This is a genomic window from Sphingorhabdus sp. EL138 (genome assembly GCF_945882965.1).
In the GTDB taxonomy this organism is placed as follows: Bacteria; Pseudomonadota; Alphaproteobacteria; order Sphingomonadales; family Sphingomonadaceae; genus Sphingorhabdus_B.
Map to the genome: position 1 here is coordinate 21,886 of NZ_CAMCWY010000020.1, position 25,955 is coordinate 47,840.

The 25,955-nt window shown below is 55.5% G+C and carries 25 protein-coding genes and 1 tRNA gene; 18 read left to right on the top strand and 8 right to left on the bottom strand.

Translation table 11 applies throughout. From position 1 onward, the window contains the following. Window positions 1–4: 4 nt before the first annotated feature. Window positions 5–1,099 (bottom strand): alkene reductase, encoded by a 1,095-nt coding sequence (locus Q0N43_RS09400; protein WP_295445719.1) that lies wholly within the window; start codon window positions 1,097–1,099, stop codon window positions 5–7. A 73-nt stretch (window positions 1,100–1,172) separates the two neighbouring features. Here Q0N43_RS09400 and Q0N43_RS09405 point away from each other — a divergent pair, with 73 nt between their 5' ends. From Q0N43_RS09405 to Q0N43_RS09435, 7 genes are read left to right on the top strand one after another with little or no spacing between them, the layout of a single operon-like run. After that, entirely contained in the window at window positions 1,173–2,045 is an 873-nt protein-coding gene (locus Q0N43_RS09405) for a DMT family transporter (RefSeq protein ID WP_295445721.1), read from the top strand. Window positions 2,046–2,083: 38 nt separating this feature from the next. Beyond that, entirely contained in the window at window positions 2,084–2,752 is a 669-nt protein-coding gene (locus Q0N43_RS09410) for a COQ9 family protein (protein ID WP_295445723.1), read from the top strand. Between the two features lie 48 nt (window positions 2,753–2,800). Next, window positions 2,801–3,043 (top strand): FeoA family protein, encoded by a 243-nt coding sequence (locus tag Q0N43_RS09415; RefSeq protein ID WP_295445725.1) that lies wholly within the window; start codon window positions 2,801–2,803, stop codon window positions 3,041–3,043. Further along, the gene (locus tag Q0N43_RS09420; protein WP_295445727.1) at window positions 3,040–4,893 is read left to right on the top strand and encodes a ferrous iron transporter B; all 1,854 of its coding nucleotides are present in this window, start codon (window positions 3,040–3,042) and stop codon (window positions 4,891–4,893) included. Before Q0N43_RS09415 ends, Q0N43_RS09420 begins: the two co-directional genes overlap by 4 nt. A gap of 35 nt (window positions 4,894–4,928) precedes the next feature. Beyond that, window positions 4,929–5,453, top strand: coding sequence for a single-stranded DNA-binding protein (gene ssb, locus Q0N43_RS09425; RefSeq protein WP_295445729.1), 525 nt, complete (start codon window positions 4,929–4,931; stop codon window positions 5,451–5,453). 30 nt (window positions 5,454–5,483) lie between these two features. Continuing rightward, entirely contained in the window at window positions 5,484–6,161 is a 678-nt protein-coding gene (locus Q0N43_RS09430) for a TVP38/TMEM64 family protein (RefSeq protein ID WP_295445731.1), read from the top strand. Beyond that, the gene (locus tag Q0N43_RS09435; RefSeq protein WP_295445733.1) at window positions 6,154–7,614 is read left to right on the top strand and encodes an FAD-dependent oxidoreductase; all 1,461 of its coding nucleotides are present in this window, start codon (window positions 6,154–6,156) and stop codon (window positions 7,612–7,614) included. Before Q0N43_RS09430 ends, Q0N43_RS09435 begins: the two co-directional genes overlap by 8 nt. On the opposite strand, the gene Q0N43_RS09440 is transcribed toward Q0N43_RS09435, so the two are convergent. The 3 genes from Q0N43_RS09440 to Q0N43_RS09450 are packed head-to-tail and all read right to left on the bottom strand — an operon-like array spanning window position 7,611 to window position 9,298. After that, a complete protein-coding gene (locus tag Q0N43_RS09440) occupies window positions 7,611–8,213 on the bottom strand; it encodes a CDP-alcohol phosphatidyltransferase family protein (RefSeq protein WP_295445735.1) in 603 nt (200 codons plus the stop codon). The genes Q0N43_RS09435 and Q0N43_RS09440 overlap by 4 nt on opposite strands. 12 nt (window positions 8,214–8,225) lie before the next feature. Then, on the bottom strand, window positions 8,226–8,756 hold the full coding sequence (locus Q0N43_RS09445) for a DUF177 domain-containing protein (RefSeq protein ID WP_295445737.1): 531 nt from the start codon (window positions 8,754–8,756) through the stop codon (window positions 8,226–8,228). Continuing rightward, window positions 8,750–9,298 carry a ubiquinol-cytochrome C chaperone family protein gene (locus Q0N43_RS09450; RefSeq protein WP_295445739.1) on the bottom strand — a complete coding sequence of 183 codons (549 nt, stop codon included), beginning with the start codon at window positions 9,296–9,298 and terminating at the stop codon, window positions 8,750–8,752. Before Q0N43_RS09450 ends, Q0N43_RS09445 begins: the two co-directional genes overlap by 7 nt. An 88-nt stretch (window positions 9,299–9,386) precedes the next feature. Here Q0N43_RS09450 and bamE point away from each other — a divergent pair, with 88 nt between their 5' ends. Continuing rightward, entirely contained in the window at window positions 9,387–9,860 is a 474-nt protein-coding gene (bamE, locus tag Q0N43_RS09455) for an outer membrane protein assembly factor BamE (protein ID WP_295445741.1), read from the top strand. Window positions 9,861–10,123: 263 nt separating this feature from the next. Here the strand turns inward: bamE and Q0N43_RS09460 are convergent, their stop codons facing one another. Beyond that, complete coding sequence (locus Q0N43_RS09460) at window positions 10,124–12,385, bottom strand: NADP-dependent malic enzyme (protein WP_295445743.1); 2,262 nt, start codon at window positions 12,383–12,385, stop codon at window positions 10,124–10,126. Between the two features lie 101 nt (window positions 12,386–12,486). Between Q0N43_RS09460 and mutS the strand changes: the two genes are divergently transcribed. Continuing rightward, entirely contained in the window at window positions 12,487–15,090 is a 2,604-nt protein-coding gene (mutS, locus tag Q0N43_RS09465) for a DNA mismatch repair protein MutS (protein WP_295445745.1), read from the top strand. Window positions 15,091–15,100: 10 nt separating this feature from the next. Here mutS and Q0N43_RS09470 read toward each other — a convergent pair whose 3' ends face one another. Next, on the bottom strand, window positions 15,101–16,366 hold the full coding sequence (locus Q0N43_RS09470; RefSeq protein ID WP_295445747.1) for a NupC/NupG family nucleoside CNT transporter: 1,266 nt from the start codon (window positions 16,364–16,366) through the stop codon (window positions 15,101–15,103). 172 nt (window positions 16,367–16,538) lie between these two features. Between Q0N43_RS09470 and Q0N43_RS09475 the strand changes: the two genes are divergently transcribed. From Q0N43_RS09475 to Q0N43_RS09500, 6 genes are all read left to right on the top strand, one after another. Then, complete coding sequence (locus Q0N43_RS09475) at window positions 16,539–17,222, top strand: queuosine precursor transporter (RefSeq protein WP_295445749.1); 684 nt, start codon at window positions 16,539–16,541, stop codon at window positions 17,220–17,222. Beyond that, entirely contained in the window at window positions 17,212–18,102 is an 891-nt protein-coding gene (argB, locus tag Q0N43_RS09480; RefSeq protein ID WP_295445751.1) for an acetylglutamate kinase, read from the top strand. Before Q0N43_RS09475 ends, argB begins: the two co-directional genes overlap by 11 nt. Window positions 18,103–18,216: 114 nt before the next feature. Then, complete coding sequence (locus Q0N43_RS09485) at window positions 18,217–18,483, top strand: YggT family protein (protein WP_295445753.1); 267 nt, start codon at window positions 18,217–18,219, stop codon at window positions 18,481–18,483. Further along, entirely contained in the window at window positions 18,480–19,376 is an 897-nt protein-coding gene (folD, locus tag Q0N43_RS09490; RefSeq protein WP_295445755.1) for a bifunctional methylenetetrahydrofolate dehydrogenase/methenyltetrahydrofolate cyclohydrolase FolD, read from the top strand. The genes Q0N43_RS09485 and folD overlap by 4 nt, the downstream gene beginning before the upstream one ends. 4 nt (window positions 19,377–19,380) lie before the next feature. Further along, the gene (locus Q0N43_RS09495) at window positions 19,381–20,064 is read left to right on the top strand and encodes a hypothetical protein (RefSeq protein ID WP_295445757.1); all 684 of its coding nucleotides are present in this window, start codon (window positions 19,381–19,383) and stop codon (window positions 20,062–20,064) included. Next, window positions 20,064–20,687 (top strand): MarC family protein, encoded by a 624-nt coding sequence (locus Q0N43_RS09500; protein ID WP_295445759.1) that lies wholly within the window; start codon window positions 20,064–20,066, stop codon window positions 20,685–20,687. The genes Q0N43_RS09495 and Q0N43_RS09500 overlap by 1 nt, the downstream gene beginning before the upstream one ends. On the opposite strand, the gene Q0N43_RS09505 is transcribed toward Q0N43_RS09500, so the two are convergent. Together Q0N43_RS09505 and Q0N43_RS09510 are read right to left on the bottom strand one after the other, a co-directional pair. Further along, complete coding sequence (locus Q0N43_RS09505) at window positions 20,688–21,305, bottom strand: LON peptidase substrate-binding domain-containing protein (protein WP_295445771.1); 618 nt, start codon at window positions 21,303–21,305, stop codon at window positions 20,688–20,690. It lies immediately after the preceding gene. Then, window positions 21,302–22,225 (bottom strand): tetratricopeptide repeat protein, encoded by a 924-nt coding sequence (locus Q0N43_RS09510; protein ID WP_295445762.1) that lies wholly within the window; start codon window positions 22,223–22,225, stop codon window positions 21,302–21,304. The genes Q0N43_RS09505 and Q0N43_RS09510 overlap by 4 nt, the downstream gene beginning before the upstream one ends. Window positions 22,226–22,395: 170 nt before the next feature. Here Q0N43_RS09510 and Q0N43_RS09515 point away from each other — a divergent pair. The 3 genes from Q0N43_RS09515 (at window position 22,396) to Q0N43_RS09525 (ending at window position 25,793) form a co-directional block, all read left to right on the top strand. Further along, window positions 22,396–22,470 (top strand) — tRNA-Gly (locus Q0N43_RS09515). Window positions 22,471–22,576: 106 nt separating this feature from the next. After that, a complete protein-coding gene (locus Q0N43_RS09520) occupies window positions 22,577–23,914 on the top strand; it encodes a tyrosine-type recombinase/integrase (protein WP_295445764.1) in 1,338 nt (445 codons plus the stop codon). A gap of 460 nt (window positions 23,915–24,374) precedes the next feature. Continuing rightward, the gene (locus Q0N43_RS09525; protein WP_295445767.1) at window positions 24,375–25,793 is read left to right on the top strand and encodes a hypothetical protein; all 1,419 of its coding nucleotides are present in this window, start codon (window positions 24,375–24,377) and stop codon (window positions 25,791–25,793) included. The last annotated feature ends 162 nt before the right edge of the window (window positions 25,794–25,955 follow it).

The window sequence follows — 25,955 nt, forward strand, 5'->3', positions numbered from 1 at the left end:
TCCGTTATGCGTCTGCCTGTTCAAGGAAAGGATAATCCGTATATCCTTCCGCTGCGGGCGTATACCAGGTCTTGAAATTATCCGGCGTCAGTTCCGCGCCAGTGCGCAACCGCTCTACAAGGTCTGGGTTGCTGATATAAGGACGACCAAAGCTGATCGCGTCGGCAAGGCCCAAGGCAAGATCGGCATCCGCCAATTCCTTAGTATATTCTTGGTTAAGCACCAGCGGGCCTTTGAATATCTTACGGATTTCGGGCGAGATGCGCGGCACGTCGGTTTGTCCAAAATTGCCATAAGGTTTGATTTCGCGCAGCTCAAGAAAGGCGATGCCGATATCCTGCAACGCGGCGGCCGCAGCCGTGAACAATGCAACAGGGTTGCTGTCGTCCGCGCCTTGTGTTTCGCCATTGGGGGACAGGCGAACCGATGTTCGATCCGCGCCCACAGCGTCAACCACGGCTTGTGTCACTTCGCGCAGCAAGCGGATGCGATTTTCAATCGCGCCACCATAATCGTCAGTGCGCAAATTGGTGTTGTCGCGCAGGAACTGGTCAATCAGATAGCCATTTGCCGCGTGAATCTGCACGCCGTCAAAACCTGCGGCCATCGCGTTTTTCGCGGCATGGACATAGTCCGACACAATACGCGGAATTTCCGAAATATCGAGCGCGCGGGCTTCGGTATAATCTTTCTTGCCCTCTGCCGTATGTGCATAACCGGGCGCTGTGGTGGCCGAAGACGAAACACAGGGCGCGCCGCCCAAGAAATCTGGGTGCACAAGACGGCCCATGTGCCACAATTGCAGAATGATCCGCCCGCCCGCATCATGCACAGCCTGAGTCACGGGTTGCCACGCCGTGATTTGCGCGTCGGACCAGATGCCAGGCGCCGATGGCCAGCCAAGGCCTTCTTGGCTAATGCCGGTCGCTTCTGCGATGATCAGGCCTGCGGTGCTACGCTGGCTGTAATATTCTGCCTTCAGGTCTGACAGCGGCACATGTTCGCCTTCGCTCCGTCCGCGCGTCAACGGCGCCATCAATATGCGATTAGGCGCGGAGATGGCACCAAGTGTAATAGGGTCGAACAAAGTTGCAGTCATGGGATTTCCTGTCATTAAGGCGTTTCTTTGCCGCCTAAATGCGGATGAAAGTTGCAAATTGCAACGGGGGTTTATGCAGCAGAAGATTTTTCATCAGCAATCGCCAACTCTGCTTGCCTTTGCCGCGCTGCTTGCGGGCAATGTTGCGATTGCCTTTGGTCCTTTGCTGGTGCGCTATGCAGATAGCGGTCCAATAGCGACGGGATTTTGGCGGCTGGCGCTGGCCACGCCGTTTTTGTTGTTCGTGGGCTATCGTTTTGGTTTTCGCCTCTCGGCGGTCAGCCGTCCGACCTATTGGCTTGCCATTGTTGCGGGCCTGTTTTTCGGGGTCGATATCATCTTGTGGCATGTTGGCATTTTTCAGACAAAAATGGCCAATGCAACGCTGTTCGCTAATTGCGCCAGCCTGTTGCTGGTAATTTATGGCATCACCATAGCACGCAAAATGCCGTCAAAGTGGGAGAGCGTGGCCGTATTGTTCGCTTTTGTCGGGGCCGCTCTTTTAATGGGACAAAGCCTTGAATTGTCCCCGCGCCACTTTTCCGGCGACCTTTTATCGCTTGGCGCAGGGCTGACCTATACTGTCTATTTGGTGATGATGATGAAGATGCGGCAAAACACCGAAAGCTGGGGCGCGCTTGGCATGGCGAGTGCCATTGCGGCGGTAGTCCTGTTTGCCGCCGCTGTCTTTGCAGGCGAACAGATCATTCCCACGGCATGGTGGCCAGTTGTCCTGCTCGCCTTCACCTCGCAATTTTTCGGTCAGGGTTGCCTCACTTATGCATTACTACATTTCAGCCCGCTGGTGATCGGCCTTGCCTTGTTGTTGCAACCCGCTTTATCTGCGACGGCTGGTTGGCTCGCCTTTGGCGAAATGCTGACGGCGATGGATTTTGCGGGCAGCGCGCTCATTATGATCGCGTTGGTTCTTGTGCGTAAGCAATAGACCTTTTCTTGAACGCAGCGAACGTCTACATATCATGCATGTCCCAAAACGCCCTTCCTGCTGACCCGACGATTGATGAAATTCGCGGCGCCCTCGCCCCAGTCATTGGCCGCCATGCCGGCTTTGACGGATGGTCCGAAACGGCCGTCCATGCCGCCGCGGATGACATGGGCGTTGACCGCGACGTTGCTATGCTGGCGTTCAAGGGCAAGGCCATCGACATGATTGACGCATGGGTCGAAGGCGTTGACCTGGAGCTTGCCCGCCGCCTGCCACCGGAAACGCTGAACGCGATGAAGATCCGAGACCGGATTACGGCATTGGTTGCGACTCGGCTGGAGATCATGGCCCCGGACCGGGAGTCCTTGCGCCGTGCGCTTGCCATCATGGCGATGCCGCTAAATCTCGCGCGGGCCGCAAAAATGGGCTGGCGTTCGGCGGATCGCATGTGGCGACTGGCAGGCGATACCGCCACTGACCTCAACCATTATACTAAGCGTATGACGCTATCGGCCGTATATGGCAGCACCTTGAGCGTTTTTGTCAATGATGACAGCGAAAACTTCGCCGACACGCGCGCCTTTCTGGACCGTCGGATCGACAATGTGATGCAGATTGAAAAGGTGAAATATCAGGCGAAACAGCGCAAGGCGTATACGCCAAGCCTGTCACGCTTCGTCGGTCGGCTGCGTTACCCCGCACGTTAATGTAAATCGCTATTGATGTTATTGCGAATCGGTTGCAAATAGCGCTGGGTGCAACTTGATCATCTTCCGTTGAACCAAATCGCCGTCATCCGGGCCATTGATTGGGAATCCTTGCCCGATCAAGAGGGGCATCGTTTGCGCTCTTTGGGTTTCGAACCCGGGGTGACAATAGAGGCGTTGCACAAGGGCATATTGATGTGGCGTGACCCATTGGCGGTCCGCGTTGGCCGCATGACGGTGGCTTTGCGCAGCAATGTCGCCGCTGCGATTGATTGCACGTTGGCCGCATGACGCAAATGCCGCCTCTGGTCGCATTGGTCGGTAACCCCAATGCCGGCAAAAGTGCGCTGTTCAATGCATTGACTGGCGCACGGCAGAAAATTGCCAATTATCCCGGCGTGACGGTGGAGCGTAAATCTGGTCGCGCCGCCTTTGCCGATGGGTGTCCGGTCGAAATGATCGACTTACCCGGCGCGTATAGCCTTGATCCCGACAGCCTCGACGAAGCCGTCACGCGCGACGTTGTCTTAGGCAAGTTGGAGGGGCATCGCCGCCCTGACGCATTGGTGATCGTGCTGGACGCGGGCAATCTCGACAATCATTTGCGCTTTGCGCTTGAACTGATTGCGCAAGGCCTGCCGACGGTGGTCGCGCTGAACATGATCGATCTTGCCGAACGCGATGGCCTTCGACTGGATGTGCAGATACTGGCCCGCGCGCTTGGTGTGCCGGTGATCGAAACCGTTGCGGTGCGCCGTCGCGGGCTGGAACCACTGATGACGGCGCTGGATGAAGCGCTCACAAATGCGAACCCCGTGACGGAACCCGTTGCTGCATCCTTTGGCGCGCAGAATCAGCTTGCGCGCGACATTGCCCGCTCGGCCATCATCAGCGAAACCGCTGGCCGCCAATGGACACGCAGGCTGGACGCAGTTCTGCTGCATCCGGTGGGCGGCGTTGTCATATTGCTGGCGCTATTGTTCCTGATGTTTCAGGCGGTTTATGCTGGGTCCGAAGCCCCGATTGGCTGGATTGAAAGCGGCTTTGCCTTGCTCAGCGATGGCATCAAACATGTCCTACCCCACGGATTGCTGCGCTCGTTCCTCACCGATGGCGTCATTGCCGGTGTCGGTTCCGTCATCGTATTCTTGCCACAAATTCTGATCCTGTTCCTCTTCATCTTGGTGCTTGAGGCATCGGGCTATATGACCCGGGCTGCCTTTGTGATGGACCGCCTGATGGCGGCAGTCGGCCTGTCGGGGCACAGTTTTATACCCTTATTGTCCTCCTTCGCATGTGCGATTCCGGGCATCATGGCGACGCGCACGATCATGGATCAAAAGGAACGGTTGGCGACGATCCTGATTGCGCCGCTGATGACCTGTTCGGCGCGTTTGCCGGTCTATACCGTCATCATTGGCGCGTTTATTCCGGCGTCCAGCGTTCGCCCCGGCATAGGCTTACAGGGCCTTGTTCTGTTCGGTCTATATATCGCAGGTGTATTGGGTGCCATGCTGGCAGCGGCGGTCATCCAGCGCTTTGTGACGCAAAGCCGGGCGAGCAGCTTCCTCATCGAAATGCCACGCTACCAATGGCCTCGCCCCGGCGACATTGCGATCAATCTGTGGCAGCGTGCATGGGTGTTTTTGCGCCGCGCAGGGACGATTATCTTTGCCGCCACGATTATCTTATGGGCGCTGTTAAGCTTTCCCAAAGCGCCCGAGGGCAGCAACGTCTCGCAAGTTGAATATTCGGTCGCAGGCCGCATAGCCGACGGGCTTGAACCAATTGTGCGCCCCATTGGGTTCAACCATGATATTGCGCTAGCGCTCATCCCGGCGATGGCGGCGCGCGAAGTTGCGGTATCGGCGCTTGCAACCGTCTATGCCATTGACGCCGCGGATGACGATGCCGCGGCAACCAGCCTTGGGCCAAAGCTTGCGGCGGATTGGTCGTTGGCGACGGCCTTGGCTTTCCTCGCTTGGTTTGTTTTTGCGCCGCAATGCATCTCGACCATTGCGGTGACACGGCGTGAAACCAATGGCTGGAAATGGCCCATCTTCATGGTCAGCTATCTTTTTGCGCTGGCATATGTGGCTGCCGGGATTACATATTGGACAGCGCGTTCCTTCGGCTTATAGCGGCTTAATATAAAATTTATTCAAAGGACCGGAACATGGCGGGAAGCGTCAATAAAGTCATCATCGTTGGCAATTTGGGCGCGGATCCTGAGGTCAAATCATTCCAGAACGGCGGACGCATCTGCAATTTGCGCATCGCAACGTCGGAAGATTGGAAAGACCGCACCACGGGCGAGAAAAAGGAACGCACCGAATGGCACAGTGTTGTGCTCAATTCGGACGGCCTTGTCGGCGTGGCTGAGCGCTTCTTGAAAAAAGGCAGCAAGGTGTACATCGAAGGCCAGTTGCGTACGCGTAAATGGCAGGATGCCTCAGGCAATGACCGTTACACCACCGAAGTTTCGGTTGCCGGTTTTGATGGCAAGCTGGTGATGCTTGATGGTCCCAAGGGCGGTTCAGGCGGCGGCGAAGGCTGGAGCGGCGGTGGCGCATCATCTGGTGGCGCGTCAGGCGGCAACAACTGGGGTGCAGGCGGCGGCAGCGGCGGCGGAAGTGGAAGTTCGGGCGGCTTTGGCGGTGGCGACTTTGACAATGACCTTGACGACGACGTACCTTTTTGATCGCACGTGCGGGGGCATTTAGCAGGGGCTATGGTTAAAAAAGCAATCTTAGTGCTTGTTCTGCTTGGCGCGATTGTCGCCTATTTCGTTTTCGATCTTGGCCAGATTTTGAGCCTTGAAAGCTTCAAGGCCAGCCAAGCAGATATCGTCGCCGCGAAGGACGCGAAGCCTGTTCTATACATAGCTGGGTTCTTTACCCTGTATGTCGCAGTGACGGGCCTTTCGATTCCCGGTGCGGCGATTATGACCCTTGTTGCGGGCGCGTTGTTCGGTGTGGTGGTTGGCACGATCATCGTTTCCTTTGCCTCCACCATGGGGGCGACATTGGCATTTCTGAGCGCGCGCTTTGTCTTACGCGAATGGGTGCAGGGCAAATTTGGCGAACGCCTGCGCGCGATTGACGATGGCTTGGAAAAGGATGGCGCTTTCTATCTCTTCACGCTGCGCCTGATCCCTGTATTTCCGTTTTTCGTGATCAATCTTTTAATGGGCCTGACGCGTATAAAAACGCGGACATTTTTCTGGGTCAGCCAATTGGGCATGTTGCCTGCGACCATTGTGTTCGTAAACGCAGGCACGCAGATTAGCCGTATCGAGAGCACCTCTGGTCTATTGTCGCCAACGCTGATCGCGTCTTTTGTCGCGCTCGCATTATTCCCCTGGGCGGCAAAGGCCATTGTCGCCTTGGTTACGCGCAGCCGTGGCTAAGCGCTGGCAAAAACCCCGGCGGTTCGACCGCAATCTTATCGTCATTGGCGCAGGCTCTGCTGGCCTCGTGTCGGCCTATATCGCGGCAATGGTGAAGGCCAAGGTGACGTTGATCGAAGCGCATGAGATGGGCGGGGATTGCCTGAACACCGGATGCGTGCCGTCAAAAGCGCTGATTAAAAGCGCAAAGGTCGCGCACCAGATTGCCGATGCCGCGCGCTTTGGTATTGACGTTGGCGCGCCTGTTGTCGACTTTCCTGCGGTCATGCGCCGCGTGCGGGACGTCATCACCGCCATTGAACCACATGATAGCGTTGAACGCTTTACGGGCCTTGGGGTTGACTGTGTGAAGGGTTACGCGCGCTTCATCGACCCATGGACCGTCGAGATTGACGGCGCACGGCGGATGACGGCGAAGGCGTTCATCATCGCCACAGGCGCAGCGCCGCTTATTCCCCCGCTACCCGGTGTTGAGGATAGCGGATATCTGACCAGCGAAACTTTGTGGGACGCCATGGCCACGCGGTCCGCCGCGCCGGGCAGGCTTGTGATCTTGGGCGGCGGGCCGATCGGCTGTGAACTGGCGCAGGCATTTCAGCGGCTTGGATCGAATGTCACCATAATCGAAATGGCCGAACGTTTGCTGTTAAAGGAAGACGCAGACGCCGCAGCATTGGTCACAGCAGCTCTTAAAGGCGAGGGCGTGTCGATTCTTAACAACCATCGCGCCGTGCGTTTTGAAGCGGATAAGGCGCTATGTGTGGCGGGGCCGGACGGCGCGGTAGAAATTGCGTATGACGACATCATCATTGCGGTTGGCCGCAAGCCCCGCGTCGCGGGCTTTGGTTTGGAAGAACTTGGGCTGATCGTCGATGGGCGGATGGAAAACGACGCATTTTTGCGCACCAACATGCCGCATATCTTATGCGCGGGCGATGTGGCGGGGCGTCAGCAGCTTACCCATGGCGGCAGTCATGAGGCCTGGTATGCCAGCGTGAATGCGCTTGCGCGGCCTTTCAAAAAATACCGCACCGATTACCGCGTGCTGCCGCGCGTGACCTATACCGTGCCTGAGTTGGCGGCCGTGGGCCTAACGCAAGCTGAGGCCGAAGCGCAGGGCCTTGCCTTTGATAGCACGCGCTACGATCTGGATGACCTTGACCGCGCAATTGCCGACGGCGAGGCGCATGGTTTTGTGAAAATCCTGACGGCAAAGGGCAGCGACCGGATATTGGGCGCGACGATCATAGGTCAGAATGCAGGCGAAATTCTCGCTGAGGTCACCTTTGCCATGAAGCACAAAATGGGCTTGCGCAGCATCCTCCAGACCATTCACCCATATCCCACATGGGCGGAAGCGAACAAATATGCGGCGGGGCAATTTGGCCTTGCACGCAAGCCTGACGGCTTGTTGAAATGGGCCGAACGCTGGTTCCGTTGGCAGCGCGGTTAATGTAAGCTTTTTGCGGCGCGCAAAATACGCTGCAAAACGGTCAGCAGGCACAATGCAGCGAACACAATCGCCAGCGTCGGGAAAAAGTCTGGGAACAGGCAAAACAGCGCAAAAAAAGCGATGGTCTCCGCGCCCTCCATCAATCCGGTGGAATAGATAAATGCCTTTGGCCCATGCGCGCCGTCGTCGGATGTCTGGCGCGCGGCAATGGCAGCAAATGCCAGAAAGCTAACAGCTGTAAGAGTGAAGCTGGCGATCAGCAGCAAAGCGGGTATTTGGTTGGCAGCGTTCATCAACCCGAACGCCACCGGAATAGACAGATAGAAAACATAATCGCAGATGGTGTCGAGATAGCCCCCGAACTCTGTCGGTCCGTTGATACGGGCCATTGCGCCGTCCAACCCGTCGAAAATCCGGTTCAGCAGGATAAAGCCCAAGGCCGCCGCGAAATGTGACTGAGTGACAAAAAAAGCAGCGGCAAGCGCAAGCCCTGCGCCGCTGATCGTCATCATATTTGCCGAAATGCGTGTCTCCGTGATCCAACCCGCCATGCGGATAAGCACAGGGTTGACCAACCGGCGCAGTTGCACATCAAACATGGCGTGCGCTTATCATTTTTTCGCCAATAAGTCCTTAAGGCCAGCCATCGCGCCAGTCGGGGCCACATCTTCCTCGCTCTTTACACCTGCGGCCTTGAGCATTTTCTCCGCCTCCGGACTGCGCGGATAAGGGTTAAGCGCAAGGCCAAGCGATTGGGCCACTGCCTCGCCCAGATCAAAAGTTTGGCCATCGTGGAACATCGTGTCGCAATCGTCCGCTTCCAACTCCAGCTCAACTTCGCCGCTCATAACGGGTTCGGTGATGAAACGGATATGCACCACCTCATCCATTTTCGCTAGGACAGGATCATGCGATGCAATGCAAAATTGCGCTAGTTCAGCGGTGAAACGGCCAGTTGCCACCACGCCTTTGGCATCATGCGCCAGCGAAATCTCCGCCTTTAGCGAATCCAGCGCAGCCAGATCAAAGCGCGCCATCAGGCCGGCGCGTGCTGCCGCATCCGCCGACAGTTGGATATTGCGGCTATGGCTGCCTACTTCAGAAAGCTTGATGACATGGCTGAACTCATTTGCGGTCACCATCTGGCGTCGCCCTCCACCAAGTTATCCGGCAATTGTGCGCCAAGTGCCCGTTTGATATCAAGCACGCCCTGACGTGTATGCGCAAGCGCCTCTGGCGATGGTGTAACGCTGCGATAGATGTTGCGGACCAGGGCATCGTCAAGGACGCTGTGATCGTCCATCGCATTGCGCAGCGCGCCGACCCTACCGCCAAGGGCGCTCATGATCTGACCGATATGCTTTCCGACAATCATGTCGCCAATGCCGACTTCGCGCAGCTGACCGTCCATGTCGTCGATAAAAACCTCCGTCATCCGCGCCATATCAAGGGCATAGGCCTTGCTCTCTTCAAGCCGCAAAAGCACGAGAGACAGAATCGTTGCCACCATGTCGAACCTGCCATCAAGGCTGTCGGGAACTTGGCCTTCGACATACCAATGCGGTTCGCGTGCCTTAGCAACAATTTGGTTATATAAAGGGACAAGCTTTATTTTCGGGTCAGGTTGCCCGTTGCCGAAAAGTCGTTTCAATAATGTCATAACGGCGCTTATATCCTTACTCATCGGACGTTCATCTGGGATTGCATATTGATATTGCGCCTTAAGGATGCAATGGCAAAGGCCCAAGTTTAGTGGATTAGCGGAGAAGTTTATGCGTGCGTCGCAAATAGCCGGTCTTGCAACATTGATTGCCGCATTGACCCTGTCCACTGGATGCACGCGGTTGCGCTCGCATCAGGGGTATATTGGTGATCAAACTTTGCTGAATTCGGTTCAGCCGGGCGTCGATAACAAGGAATCGGTTCAGGCATCGCTTGGCCGCCCAACCTTTGTTGGCCAATTTGATCAGAATGACTGGTATTATTATTCGCGTGACGCACGGCAACTGGCGTTTGCGCAGCCAAAGGCCGATAAGCAATATGTGCTAAAGGTCCGTTTTGACTCCGCCGGCAATGTCGCGTCGATTTCCCAAACAGGAACGGAATTGATTTCGAACATCAGCCCGATTGGTGACAAAACGCCAACATTGGGTCGGGACACGAGCTTCTTCGAAGAAATTTTCGGTAATATTGGTGCCGTTGGCGCTGGTGGCGGTCAAGGCGCGTCGCCGAACGGTCCGAATTAAAAGTAAACTAGGTAAGGGGCAGCGCCATCCAATTGATGTCCCGGAATGACCTCGTCTTATAAAATCTTCGTCACCCTGAACTTGTTTCAGGGTCTATCGACCCGTCGAGATTTTCGGTTTGTTAGGCGACATGGATACTGAACCAAGTTCAGCATGACGATGTTGGATAGCTTTGTGCGAACATTCAAAGCGTTTTGGTTCGCACAAAGCCACGACCACCCCATAATGGCAACTTGCAAGCCGCCTGAACCGACGTCACATACCTAATCCGCAATCCCCGCAGCCGCCAGCACCGCGAGCGTTACCAAATCACTCGTGCTTGATGCCATGGTTGCCACTTGCACTTGGCGCTCAATGCCTAGCAACATGGGGCCAATGACCTGATCCCCACCCAATTCGCGCAGCAACTTGGCCGAAAGGTTCGCGGACTGAAGCCCGGGCATGATTAGAACATTTGCGGGGCCGGACAGGCGACAGAACGGATAGTTTTTCATCAGCGCCGGGTTCAACGCCACATCGGGCGGCATGTCGCCTTCATATTCGAAATCGGGCCGACGTGCGTCAAGTATGGCAACCGCATCGCGGATATTGTTGAGCCAATTGCCCGCGGGATTACCAAATGTTGAAAAGGACAGAAACGCAACGCGCGGCACATGACCCATGCGGCGGGCGACGACGGCGGTTTTCTCGGCGATATGCGCGAGTTCCTCGGCGCTTGGGCGCTCGTTAACGGTGGTATCGGCAATAAACACCGTATGCGTTTTGCCGACCATGACGTGAATACCAAAGGGGACCGCATCCTTTTTCGCGTCAAGCACGCGGCGCAGCTCGCGCAGCGTCTGGCCAAAGGTGCGGGTGACGCCCGTGATCATGGCATCGGCCTGATCCATTTGCAGCAGCAACGCGCCAAAGATATTGCGATCACGGTTGACCATCCGCTGAATATCGCGGCGCAGATAACCGCGTCGTTGCAAGCGGTTATACAGCCGGTCGACCATTTTATCGACAAGTGGGCTTGTGGCGCTGTTGTGGATTTCATAATCATCGGGGTTCGCACCCAGCTCAATCAGCTTCTCCGTCACGCGGGCATCGCGGCCAATCAAAACCGGAATGCCATAGCCATCCTGTTTGAACTGGACGGCGGCGCGGACGACGACATCTTCTTCGGCCTCGGCAAAAATCACGCGCTTGGGTTTCGCGCGTGCCGCCGCATAAACCTGCGTGAGCGCAGATGTCGTCGGATTTTGCCGCGCGCGTAGGCTGGCGCGATAGGCCTGCATATCGGCAATCGGCCTTTGCGCAACGCCCGAATCCATCGCGGCCTTGGCCACAGCAGAGGCGACAATTTCCATCAGCCGCGGGTCGAACGGCGATGGAATGATATAATCCCGGCCAAATTTGTGCATCAGGCCACCATAAGCCGCCGCGACCTCTTCGGGCACAGTCTCGCGCGCCAATTGCGCCAGCGCGTGTGAGGCGGCAATCTTCATCGGCTCATTAATGGTGGTCGCCCGCACATCCAGCGCCCCGCGGAACAGGAACGGGAAGCATAGCACATTGTTGACCTGATTGGGGAAATCTGACCGACCCGTTGCAATAATCGCATCGGGCCGCGCCGCACGCGCCACAGGCGGAGAGATTTCCGGATCGGGGTTCGCCATAGCAAAAATGATTGGTTGATCCGCCATGGATTTCACCATATCGGCGCTCAAGGCGTTTGCCGCCGAAAGCCCCAGAAACACATCCGCGCCAACAATCGCTTCTGCAAGGGTGCGCGCGCTGGTCTTTGCGGCATGTGCGGATTTCCACTGATCCATGCCTTCTGTCCGGCCCTGATAGATGACACCTTTCCGGTCGCACATGATGACATTGTTATGCGGCACGCCCATGCCCTTGATCAGTTCCGTGCAGGCAATTGCCGCAGCGCCAGCGCCGTTGCAAACAACCTTAATGTCTCGCAGCGATTTTCCGGTAAGCTCGCACGCGTTGATTAACCCGGCGGCGGCAATGATCGCGGTGCCATGTTGATCATCATGAAACACGGGGATGTTCATCCGCTCTTTCAATGTTTGTTCAATGATGAAGCAATCAGGCGCGGCTATATCTTCCAAATTGATGCCGCCAAAGGTCGGTTCCAACAATTCAACCGCGTCAATGAAGCGCTGCGCATCTTCGGTGTTCACTTCAATGTCGATGGAGTCGACATCGGCGAAGCGTTTGAACAAGACTGCCTTGCCTTCCATCACTGGCTTTGATGCCAAGGCCCCCAAATTACCCATTCCAAGAATAGCGGTGCCATTTGAGATGACCGCGACCAGATTGCCTTTGGCGGTGTAATCATAAGCCGTGGCGGGATCATCATAAATGGCCTGCACCGGCACAGCGACGCCGGGCGAATAGGCAAGACTAAGGTCCCGCTGTGTCGCCATGGGCTTGGTCGCCACGATTTCAATTTTGCCGGGGCGTCCCTGCGAATGGAAATCGAGCGCTTCCTGCGGGGTGATTTGGACGTCGCTATCGTTCATTCTTGGCCCTCACCATTTATCATCAATTTTTAAGCCCTAACGCGCTGCTGACGCAAGGGCAAGCATTGCCCCGCCCGACGGGCTTCGCTAACGCATTGTGCATGGCGGGGGATAACACACCGACACCCATGATGGTGCAATATCTTGGCTTGAAGGCAAAGGCGGGCGATTGCCTGCTGTTCTATCGCATGGGTGATTTTTTTGAACTCTTCTTTGATGATGCACGCGCGGCAGCAGCGACGCTGGACATCGCTTTGACGTCGCGCGGGGAACATGATGGCAAGCCAATCCCGATGTGCGGTGTGCCTGTCCATGCCGCCGAAGGGTATTTGGCGCGGTTGATTAAGGCGGGGCATCGTGTCGCGATTGCCGAACAGACGGAAAGCCCTGACCAAGCCAAGGCGCGTGGTGGAAAGACATTGGTCACGCGCGACATTGTGCGGTTTGTCACCGCAGGGACGCTGACTGAGGATAGTCTGCTGGATAGCTGGGCGTCCAACATGCTCGTGGCAGTTGCGCAGGTTGGAGAGTTTTTTGGGATAGCCGCCGCTGATATTTCGACAGGCTATTTTGAACTGGTCACGGTGACGGGTGGCGCGCTTGAAGCAGAGTTGGCGCGGCTTTCTGCCAGCGAGTTGGTGGTGCCCGACGGGTTCGCAGACCTGCAAGGTGCCATCATACGGCCACGGGCAGATTTTGACAGCATTGTTGGTAGCGATCTGTTGCGGCAGCATTTTGCGCTCGCTACGCTTGATAGCATTGGCCCTGTCACACGGGCCGAACAAGCGGCGGCTGGTGGCCTGATTTCCTATCTCGCGCATGCCGGACAGGGCAAAATGCCGTTCCTAAAGCTCCCGGTCCGCCGCGAGGTGCATGAACATCTTTTGATTGATCAGGCCACGCGCGACAGTCTGGAGATAAACAGTGCGAGCAAAGGTGGGCGCACGGGATCTTTGCTGGCTGAGGTTGACCGCACGATCACAGGGGCAGGTGCGCGGCAATTGGCCAATGATCTTGCTGCACCCCTCATGGACAAAGCGAAAATCGATGCGCGTTTGTCATTGGTGCAATGGTTCCATGATGCGCCGCTGACCCGCGAAGCTGTGCGCACGGCATTGCGGCAACTGCCCGATATTGCGCGCGCACTTGGCCGTGTTGTGGCGGGGCGGGGCAGCCCAAGGGACTTAGGCCAGATTCGCGACGGGTTGGATGCGGCGCGGGCTTTGCGCGAGCGTTTGGGCGCAATGGCCGACCGTCCGGAGCTGCTCGATCAACTTCTGCCCGCATTGGATGGCCATGGCCATATGGTGGATTTGCTAGCGCGCGCTTTGGTGCCTTCACCGCCCACCGACACCACGCAAGGCGGCTATATCGCCGAAGGCTATGACGCCGCTTTGGATATGCTGCGGGTGGCGGGGCGCGATGGACGCCAAGCGATCGCGCAGTTGGAAGCGCGTTATCGCGATGCGACGGGTATATCCGCGCTGAAAATCCGGCACAACGCCGTCCTTGGCTATTTTGTTGAGGTGCCTGCCAAGCACGGCGATGCGTTGATGGCCGCCGGTACAGGCTTCACCCATCGGCAAACAATGGCGGGGGCGGTGCGGTTCAATTCGCCAGAATTGCATGAAGAAGCGGTCCGCATCACGCAAGCCGGCGGCCATGCTTTGGTCGCTGAAGCGGCGCATCTGGAAGAGCTGGTGACGCTGATATTGTCCCGCCGCGATCCCATTGCCACAAGCGCGGACGCCTTGGCGCGTATCGACGTGTCCGCCGCGCTTGCCGAGCGCGCTGCGCAGAGCAATTGGTGCCGCCCAAATTTTGTCGCGCATCCCTGCCTTGAGATCGAAGGCGGACGTCATCCCGTTGTCGAAAGCGCGCTGGCAAAGTCAGGCAATCGGTTCATCGCCAATGACTGCAAGCTGTCGCCGGAAAAGCGGTTATGGCTGGTCAGCGGCCCGAACATGGGCGGTAAGTCTACCTTTTTGCGACAAAATGCGTTGATTATTTTGTTGGCGCAGGCCGGCAGCTATGTGCCCGCAACCTCTGCGCGGCTTGGCCTGGTCGACCGATTGTTCAGCCGCGTTGGCGCGTCGGACAATTTGGCGCGCGGCCGGTCAACCTTCATGGTTGAAATGGTCGAAACCGCCGCCATTCTTGCCCAAGCGACGGAACGCAGCTTTGTTGTATTGGATGAGGTTGGGCGCGGCACCTCGACTTATGATGGCCTTGCCATTGCCTGGGCCGTGGTGGAGGGCATTCATGAAACCAATCGTTGCCGATGCCTGTTCGCGACGCATTATCACGAATTGACGCGGTTGGCGGACAGCCTTGATGCGTTGTCGCTGCACCATGTGCGCGCAAAGGAGTATAAGGGCGACCTGGTGCTGTTGCACGAGCTTGCCGATGGACCCGCAGACCGAAGCTATGGCATTGCCGTGGCAAAGCTTGCCGGTCTTCCGCCACAGGTGGTGGCGCGCGCAAGTTCCGTTCTGGGTAAGCTGGAAAAAGGGCGCGCCGAAACTGGTGGCCTTGCGGCAGGGCTGGGTGATTTGCCATTGTTCAGCGCCGCTATCGACGCCGCTGAGGCGAAGGTTGATGCCTTGCGTGAGAAACTTACCGATCTCGACATCGACGCACTTAGCCCGAGGGCCGCGCTCGATTTGCTGTATGAACTCAAGCGCGCGGCTGGCGAAAACGGATGAGGTCCTGATCCTACGTGAGCGACAGGAACAGCCCCGCCAGCGCAGCACTCATCAGGTTCGACAGCGACCCTGCGGCAAGAGCCTTGAGCCCAAGCTTCGCAATCATGGGACGTTGATTCGGCGCTAGGCTGCCTGTGACCGCCATCTGAATCGCGATGGAACTGAAATTGGCAAATCCGCACAAGGCGAAGGTGACGATGCCGACGGTTGGTGCGGACAATTGCTTGAGTGCGCCCAAATCAATGAAAGCCACAAATTCGTTCAGGACAATCTTGGTGCCGAATAATCCACCCGCTTGAATAGCCTCACTCCATGGCACACCAAGCAGGAACATGATCGGCGCAAATACATAGCCGACAATCTGCTGAAAACTTAAACCTGGCAGGCCGAACCATCCGCCAATGCCGCCCAAAATGCCGTTGGCCAATGCAACCAAGGCGACAAAGGCAAGGACCATGGCACCCACGGCTACTGCCAGCTTAACGCCGGTTTGCGCACCTTGCGCAGCGGCCATGATGATGTTCGCAGGTTTTTCATCCGCATCGTCATGCGCCATTTCGGGTTCATCATCGGGATGCGGGTTGGCCAATGTGGGGTCGCCCTCTGCCACTGCGACTGGCGGAACATCGGGCATCATGATTTTCGCCATCAATATGCCGCCCGGCGCCGACATGAATGCGGCGGCAAGCAGATAATCAATGCGGATGCCCATTGAGGCATAAGCCGCCAATATCGTCCCTGCCACGCCCGCCATGCCAACGGTCATGACGCAAAATAATTGTTCAGGCTTCAGGGCGGCCAGATATGGCCGAATGACCAAGGGCGATTCCGATTGACCAACAAAGATATTCGCGGCGGCACACAGGCTTTCCACTTTTGAAATGCCCGTCATTTTCTGCAAACCGCCGCCTATCCAGCGGATCACATATTGCATGATGCCGAGATAATAAAGGATGGAAATCAGCGACGCGAAAAAGATGATCACTGGCAAAGCAGCGATGGCAAAGCTGTTGCCGCCAATTTCAGGGGACGCTAACGGGCCAAAGATGAACTGCGTGCCTTTGGCCGAGTAACCGAGCAAATTCGATACGCCAGTCGACGCAGCATTCAATGCAACCTTGCCCCACGAGGTGTACAACACCAAAGCTGCCAAACTTGCCTGCAGGGCAAAAGCCGCACCAACGACACGGAACTTGATCGCGCGGCGGTTGGACGACAACAAAACTGCAATCGCCAGTATGACGACCATGCCCGCGATGCTCATTAAAATCTGCATGTATAACTTCCCCGAAAACCGTCACTCTCAACTTGTTGCAGGGTCTTACTCCGATACGTTGAAAGTAAGATGCTGAAACACGTTCAGCATCACAGCCATTTATGGTTCTCAAGTTCGACCTAGCGCCATCGTTAGCCTTGCGCCAATAAAATTAGACGCTAGTCAGTTTTGGATGACTGATCAGACCACATTGCACGCGACCGGCGGAGGCATCCCGAAATCGCTTTTCATGTTTTCAATCATTTACGGCGGCATGGTGTGCATTGCCGGTGTGCTTGGAAATAAACAGGTTTCTTTAGGGCCGCTGGCTGTGGAGGCGGGCATTTTTCCGTTTCTTTTGCTGGTCATCCTTTCCAGCTCGGTAGCAGCCTTGCATGGTAAGGCCATTGCGGATCGATTGGTAAACTATGGCTTCATTCCTCTTATTGCGTCGATATTGCTCGCGTTGTTGGTGCTTTCATTGCCTCCGTCACCGAAAATGGACGAAAAATATCTGGATGCGTTCAACACCATGATGGGGCAGACGCCGCGCATATGGCTTGCAGGTATAATCGCTTATGGCGTATCCCAAATGCTTAACGTCTATCTGTTCGATCGCCTGAAAAAAATAGTGGGAAAATATGTCGCATTGCGGGGTGCCATCGCTGCGGTGCTGTCACAGATTATCGACACTTTGTTGTTCGTAAGCATCGCCTTTTACGGCGTGTTCCCCATCACAGAATTGCTGTTCGGCCAAATGCTAGCGAAGGTGGTGTTGAGCATGATTATGGTGCCGTTACTCATCACGTTCTTTGTCAGCTACGGCCATAAGCTGGATGGCACAGACCCCAAAGCAGTTGGTGCACATGACCATTGATCCAATCAATCTCGCCAAGGCCGAAACACTTACCGAGGCGCTGCCCTATTTGCAGCGTTATGCAGGTAAGACCTTTGTCGTCAAATATGGCGGCCATGCGATGGGCGATGCAAGCCTCGCGCGGGACTTTGCCGACGATGTGGTGTTGTTAAAGGCTGTCGGCATCAACCCCGTTGTCGTCCATGGCGGCGGACCGCAAATTGGCGCAATGCTGAAGAAATTGGGCGTCGAGAGCAAATTTGTCGATGGCCTTCGCGTGACCGACGCCGAAACCGCAAAGATTGCCGAAATGGTGCTGTCGGGCGCGATTAACAAGGAACTGGTCGGCTGGATCAATGCGGCTGGTGGTAAGGCGCTTGGCATATCGGGCAAGGATGGCGGGTTCGTTACCGCCACCAAGGTTGAACGCACGCAAAAAGACCCCGATAGCCATATCGAACGGATTATCGATCTTGGCTTTGTCGGCGAACCAACCACCGTTGACCGCAGCATTATCGATACGATTAGCGCGGCAGGTATGATTCCTGTGATCGCGCCGATCGGTGTTGGCGCAGATGGCCATACGTATAATATCAACGCCGATACCATGGCTGGCGCGGTGGCGAGCGCGCTGGGGGCCTCGCGGCTTTTCCTTTTGACCGATGTCGCCGGGGTACTGAACAAGTCGGGCGAATTGCTAACGGACCTTGACCCTGCGGCGATTGCCGCGTTGCAAAATGACGGCACGATTAGCGGCGGGATGATCCCCAAAATCCAGACATGTGTTGATGCGGTTCAATCCGGCGTTGATGCGGCGGTAATCCTGGATGGCCGCACCAGCCATGCCATGCTCATCGAAATGTTCACTGTAAAGGGCGCAGGAACCCTGATTCACAAGTAAACTATGTCCTGACCTTAACCAGTTGATGCAGCGCGCTGCCTCGGCTAATCGGTTCGACAAACTTTTTCGGAGAATTTCATGCTTCTCGCGCTTATTTCTATAATCGGATATTTGATGACGATATTATCCACCGTCGTCATCATTCAATTTATCCTGAGCTTGCTGATTTCGTTTAATGTCGTCAGCATGTCGAACAACATCGTCGCCTCCATCTGGCAGGCGCTTTCGGTCATTCTTGACCCGTTTTTAAAGCCTATCCGCAAGATCATGCCGGACACAGGCATGATCGATTTTTCGCCGATGGTGTTATTGATCGGTCTGCGCATATTGCAGATGCTGTTGATGGGTGTGGCCAATGATATTTCTGCAGCGGGCCTGTGAGCAACGCCGTTATCATAGATGGTAAGGCATTTGCCGCCCAATTGCGGCAACGCGTGGCCGCTGCCGTTGACAGCTTTATAGCGTTAACGGCCCGTAAGCCGGGCCTTGCCGTTGTGCTGGTGGGTGAAGACCCGGCCAGTCAAGTTTATGTGGGTTCCAAAAAGAAAGCGACGGTCGAGGCGGGCATGAACAGCTTCGAACATCGCCTACCCGCATCGGTTTTGCAAGACGCACTCATCGCGCTGGTCGAAACGCTCAACGCCGATGCCGCCGTCGATGGCATATTGGTGCAATTGCCCTTGCCGCCGCATATCGATGATAAGGCTGTGATCGCCGCGATTGATCCGGGCAAGGATGTCGATGGCTTTCATGTCGTCAATGCGGGGCGTCTCGCGGTGGGTGAGGAGGCATTTGTGCCTTGTACCCCGCTTGGCTGCCTGATGCTGCTGAAGGACCATATGGGCGATCTGTCCGGCAAGAACGCCGTCGTCATCGGGCGGTCGAACATTGTCGGTAAGCCCATGGCGCAATTGCTGTTGGCAGAAAATTGCACTGTGACCATCGCACATAGTCGAACGCAGGATTTGCCAGACGTTGTGCGCCGAGCAGACATTGTTGTGGCTGCGGTTGGCCGGGCCGAGATGGTGACTGGCAATTGGTTGAAGCCCGGCGCAGTCGTGATTGATGTTGGCATCAACCGCTTGTTGCCCGAGGTGGGCCAAAGCAAAGGACGCTTGGTCGGCGACGTTGCCTTTGACGACGCGTTACGCCATGCTGGTGCTATAACCCCCGTCCCGGGCGGGGTCGGGCCCATGACCATCGCGTGCCTGTTGCGCAATACGTTGGTTGCCGCACACCGCCGTGCAGGAGTTGCCGCACCAGAAGGAATATGACGCGATGAAAGCATTTCCTGTCCTTCTTGTTACAGCGGCGCTTTCGGCCTGCGCGGCGTCGCCAAGCCGGCAATATTATGATTTTCAGCCCAAAATCGCGAACCCAAGCGCGATTATTGCGGCAGACATTGGCTTTAATCAACTTGCCCAACAAAAGGGGCAATGGACCGCTTTTCGTGAAACCGCCGCCAAGGACGCCGTCATGTTCGTGCCGCAACCCACGCTTGCGCTCGAATGGCTGAAGGGCAAGGCAGACCCGGCCGCGCCGATAAAATGGCAACCGTATAAGGCGGTCATGTCTTGCGATGGCAAAACCGGCGTAACGACTGGCGCGTGGGAGAGACCGGATGGCGCGGTCGGCTATTTCACCACCGTCTGGCAATTTATTGAGAAAAATGCGCGCGGTGACGGGGAATGGAAATGGGTGCTACACCATTTGGACAAGCTGACCGTGCCCCGTGCGCCGAAAGAGATGATTGAAACGACGGTCGCCAGTTGCAAAGGCCAAGCGTTTGCAACGCGCACTGCCGGGCCTGAGGCCGCAACAATAAAAACCGGCTACGCGCGTGATCAATCCTTGAGCTACAGCTATGTCGTCCAACCCAATAATGCGCGCAGTATCGAGGTTACATATTGGAACGGGGAGGCAAACGAAACTGCCGTCAGTGATCAGGTTGCGCCGCAATGATGATTGAACTGTTTCTTTCGGCCTTCATCACTTTTTTCGTCGTGATCGACCCGCCGGGTTGTGCGCCGATTTATGCCAGCCTGACCAAGGGCGCCAATGCGGCGCAGCGCCGCAATATGGCGTTGCGTGCGGTGATGGTTGCATCGGGCATATTGCTGGTTTTTGCGTTGTTCGGCGAACGATTGCTGGGCGCGTTGCATATTGAATTGAACAGTTTCCGGATTGCAGGCGGTATAATGCTGTTCCTGATTGCCATCGACATGGTTTTTGAAAAGCGCACGTCACGCCGCGAGGAACGCGCGCAGAAAATCATCGACACGCCCGAGATTGAGGATGTTTCTGTTTTCCCTATGGCCATGCCAATGATCGCAGGGCCAGGGTCGATTGCCTCGGTCATGCTGCTTATGTCGCAAAATAGCGGGATTGACCGCGCTAGCGTCGTTTTGGCGGCACTGGGAGCCGTGCTGGTCCTGACGCTTTTGGCGCTGCTCGCTGCTGGCCCCATCATGCGCGTTCTGGGTGCCAATGCCGAAGCCGTGATCACACGGCTGTTGGGTGTACTGCTCGCCGCATTGGCCGCGCAATTCGTCATCGACGGCCTGCGGTCGAGCTTTCTGGGCTGATTATTGAAGCGTGACGCGGTCGTCGGACCCGTCATGGCGTCCGAAAAACTGCATTAACTGCACAATAATGTCTGCACGGTCGGATAGCCCACGCGCTTCCAACAAGGCCTGCTTGGCCGCAAAATCGAACGGCGCGATTTGGGCAATGGCATTCACCAGAGAATAATCGTCCAGCTGCGACACCGCCGCCCAATCGACGCTGTACCCTTGCGAATCGGCAAAGCGGCGCGATTCAATTTCAATGGAAGCGCGTTCGGCCAATGACAGCGTTTCGCCCATTTCATCTTCGTCCCACAATTCGGCCTCAACTTGGCGAAAGCTGGTGGTCACATTCAATTCATTAATCACCGAAAAGCGTTGCACACCTTCAAGGATGATATTGTATCGACCGTCGTCCAACGCCTCCACATCGTGAATCCGTGCAAGGCAGCCAATGTTGAACAAGGGGGGTTGATTGCCCTGCCCCTTGGGCTGGATGATACCGATCTTGCGGTCACGGGCCAGCGAATCGCTCACCAGATCGCGATAGCGCGGTTCAAATATATGCAGCGGCAGTTGCATGCTCGGGAAAATAATCGCGCCGGTGAGCGGGAAAATCGAAATGCGCTGCGTGGTCATCCGAACAGGATCGCTGACAATTTTCGGCGTGTCGCTGCTACCCATGAGTCTTCCAATCCAATTAAAGCAAATATTTCGAGGAGCCGCGCCTTGGCTGCGCCGTCATTCCATTCTCGGTCCGCCGCGATGCTATGTAACAACGCCTCGGCGGCACCATCGCGGTCGCCCGCTGCCATCAGGGCATTGGCAAGTTCCATGCGCAGGGCAAGGTCATCGGGTGACGCCGCAACGGCGGCTTTCAATCCGGCCAGTTCTTCAGGGGGAACAGCCGCAGCTGCTATGCTCAATACCGATCCCGCCTTTTCCAGCGCTGGGTCGGTACGCAGTTCCGCGCTTAGGCTGTCAAAAATAGCCTGCGCCTCCTCTTGACGCCCCAAAGCGGTCAGTGCCCGGATAAGCCCAGACAAAGCGGCAGGATGTTCGGGCAATACCGAAAGCACTTCGGCAAACAGGGCGTAAGCCTGTTCCGCGCCGTCTTGCACCAAAAGGGCCTCGGCCTCTGCCACAAGCGGTGCCAATGTTGCGGCTGGGTCGATAATGGCATCGCCAGCGGTGATCGGCAGCTTCTCCAACAATTGGTCAAGCATTTGGCGCAATAGCGGCTCCGTGCGTGCCGGCGACAGGTCGGCAACGGGCTGCCCTTGGAATATGGCATAAACCGTTGGAATGGACCGCACCTGAAATTGCGCGGCGATAAACTTGTTCTCGTCGACATTGACCTTAACCAGTATCACGCCGCGGTCTGCATATTCCGCCGCGATCTTTTCCAAAATCGGCGTCAGTTGCTTGCACGGTCCGCACCATTCGGCCCAGAAATCAAGGATCACCAACTGCTCCATCGACGGCGCGACAACGTCGGTCCGGAATTGCTCAACGGCTTTTTGTTCGTCGGTGGTCAGGCCCATCGTCGCCAAGGTCATTCTCCAATCTTTAGGATTCGATTCGTCCCCTATGTGGGCAAAGCGATAGCTTTCACAAGACAGGCTTTACCCCGTTTTCGTAAAAAGGCGGCATTTGGAGCTTGCGGGGGGATATACCCCATGCTAACGGCGCGCCTCACCCGTCAGGATTTCAATGCCTGACCGCCAGAGCGGGCGTAGCTCAGGGGTAGAGCACAACCTTGCCAAGGTTGGGGTCGAGGGTTCGAATCCCTTCGCCCGCTCCAGTTTTCCTAGGAAAATCAAGGACTTACAAAATAGTCCTTTCGGGACTAACCCCAAAAAACCTATAAACGGATCATAAACGGATTTAGTCGTTTTTGAGGGGCGTTTATGGACGTGGATGACACACCGCCGAGCACGAAGCGTCGAGCAGCACCCAAGGTTCTCGACAGCAAGACGTTCAAGGATGGAGCAATCTATCTTTACCGCCGAGCGGAATACAAAAAACCGACGTGGTTCATCCGCCTCAAGATCCCAGGTGCTAAGGGCTATGTATGGCAATCCAGCAAGACCACGGACGAGTACGAAGCCTATAAAGCGGCGGAAGATCTCTACAATCAGTCGCTGGTCAGGGTTTTGGGTGGCGGCAAGCTCCACTCCAAACGAATCAGCGACGGATTGAAGGCTTACGTCGCCCAGCTTGAGCCCGACCGCGAGCGGCTATCGATCCACTATAAGATCCTTTTGGCTGAGCGGTTGATCCCTGTCTTTCATGGCAAAACGTTTGACGAGCTTGATACTGCACTGATCTCAAGGATGGTCAGCAAACTCACTGAGGGCTCCAAAAAGGTTCGGCTGTCACCCAACACGGTGAAGCGCATCTTTGCCGACCTTCGCACCTTCCTGAATTGGGCAGTCGAGCAAGGCTACGCAGACAAGATACCGACGTTCCCCAAGGTCGTTGGCGAGCAAGGACGCCGACCTCACTTCAATTCAGAAGACTGGGCGAAGCTCACCGCCTTCATGCGCAACCGCCGTAAGGGCTGTCACGGTTCGGTTCTGCGTGATCGAGAAATGTTGAGGAACTACGTTCTGATTCTCGCCAACACGGGGATACGGGTCGGTGAAGCCAGAACTCTGAAGTGGCGCGACCTTCACAAGATTCACATCAAGGGTGACGAGAGGCAGGTAGCCGATGTTGAAGGCCAGGAAGCTGCCAAGCCCGTCACCAACCTCGCCCTCACCGTTAGCGGCAAGACGGGCAAGCGTGAGGTGGTCGCGCGAACCTCGGAAACAAAGAAGCATTTTGAGCGCATTCTGACCCTACGCAAAGCCGACCTGACCGACGAACGATCCGACATTTGCGGTCTGAAAGAGGTTCCGCTGGACAGCTATGTGTTTTGCGGGATCGATGGGGTTCCAATCGGCTCGTTCAAGAAGTCCTTCGCAACCCTGATCCAAGAGGCTGGGGTCGAGACCGACAGCTTCGGTCAGCGGCGGTCGCTTTACTCCCTACGTCACACCTACGCGACGTTCCGCCTTCACGAGGGCGTCAACCAGTACATTCTTGCAAAGAATATGGGGACGTCGGTCGCGATGCTTGAAGCGTTTTACGGTCACACGTCCAACATTCTGGCGACCGATGAGCTGACCAAAAGCCGTGAGCGGAAGACGACCCATCAGAAAACCAAAAAGGTCTCCGCGCTAGACTGGCTGAGCGACGCCTAAAGCCCGAATAAGCCCCAGAGAGCCTCGAAGTCGGCTGTAGGCGGCCTGCCTATAGGAAATGTTGGATCGACGCTCGACGAGGCTCTCTCGGCTCTCGGCAGGGTTCAATCTGGTGCGCAGAAAATTTCCCATAGGAAATCTCAAACCTTTTGTAGCGCTCCAAGCAGCCTCACAATTCACAAGTCCCGCCTAAACCCCGCTTGTGGGCGGCGAAAGGGGACCCGTTATTGATGTTAGGGCTTTGCCCTCTAACTTATCGGGCACTGTCACAAGAGAAGGACGAGTTTGAGGAGTGGGCAAAACCTTTAGTAGCTTTGTCAGCAGAAGCTGAGCGTATCTTGGGTGTGACTAATTCGCAGCTTGAATGCTGTCGTTCAACGGATAAGGTGATGCAAAGTTTAATAGCGTTTGCAGAGATCTGACTCTGCTTTAAATAATCTGAGGCGGCTGAGAGGGTAACATGGAGATTGGCGCTGTAATTTTCATGATCGTGGCTCTTATATGCTACGCTATAATTGCGAACTCTCAGGGCGATGCAGAGATAAAAGGCGCCGCATCTAATATTGATAACTTACTTAATGACGCACAGCTCGCAGGGGCTAGTCTCTGGACAATTACCATCTTTCGGAAGTCTGGATATCTTCATGATGTCCGAGAATTTAGGGGGGATGCTAATGCAGCGATTGCAAAGGCACTAACCTCTTGCCGTAAGTCTGGAATTTACAACGTCATCATCACAAAAAACGAACCAGCCATCCTAGAGTTTTATAGCACTAATCAGGACGGACGAGGCAAGGCAATCGGTGGGTTTCGCATATCCACTGAACAAGACGTTGAAGTTCCAAATTTCAGCGAAAAAACGCAAACGGCAGCCAATGACCTTGATGTTCTATATGACGAAGTACAGCGGAATCTTGCCAAATTGCTTCTGGATAGCATCAAACCTAACATGAACGAAAAACAAGCAGAGATTTTGGGTTCGCTGCCAGAAGATAAACTCATAGAAGTCATGGTCTCACAGATGGAGGGCGTAGAGCGATTATCGGGCGAGCCATATAAGTTTGTTATCCCGCTCAATTATACGTGCAAAGACGGCATACGATATGATGATGTGCCATTGACAATATCTGTTGGTGACAATGCGCCTTCTGATGCGCTCACCAAATCCGCCCCAACCAATCAAACTGAAAAGCCATCTAGTTCAAGTGATTCGTTTGGATTTCCAGATCAGGACGCTTGGGAGGGCTCGGTTTACAATCTCGGAGGGAACCCATTCAGATGCGATGTTAAGCTTGGTTTCAGCTACACTGACAGTAATGGGGCAATAACAAATAGGCAGATACGCACCAAAGCTTTCGTGTCATGGCTAGATAATGATCATCTCGTTCTAGGCTTTTGCAACTATCGGAAAGCAAATCGCTCTTTCGTTACAAGTCGCATGGAGGGCGTGGTGGATTTAGAGACTGGGGAGTGCATTGACGACATAGATCACTATCTGACGGAAGCCTATGCAGCCTCTGATTACAAGAAGGTGGATGAATTCATTAATCGCCACATGTCAGTAGTGGATTGCTTGCTGTATTTGGCAAAATTAGATGGCAACATAACACCGACGCAAAAGTCGCTCGTTGTTGGCTACATCCAAGAAATGTGCGGGGTCGCAATGGTAACGGACCTCGTAGCTAAAAAACTTATCAAAGATTTTGCTGAAGACCTTACACCTCAAAAATTCCGTAAATTGATCAATCAAATGCGAAAAGAGCAGCCTGAGAACATTGCCACATTACTTCAGTTGGGTCGGGATGTTGTTGACTTAAGACGAGGTAACACTGCTGGTGGGCAAGCTGCACTGGCATCAATTTTAAATGAAAAAAAGTGACCGCGATGAGGCATAAAGCACTGATGCTAGCTGTATCTGCAGCAGTTCTTGCTAACGGAGCGACAAGCTAATTCAAAGCCAGAAGCAGCTCCACGACAGTCTTTTTGAACTCTACATGCAGGGCGGGTTAGAACTCTTTCAGGCTGGCACTCGTGGCTTAAA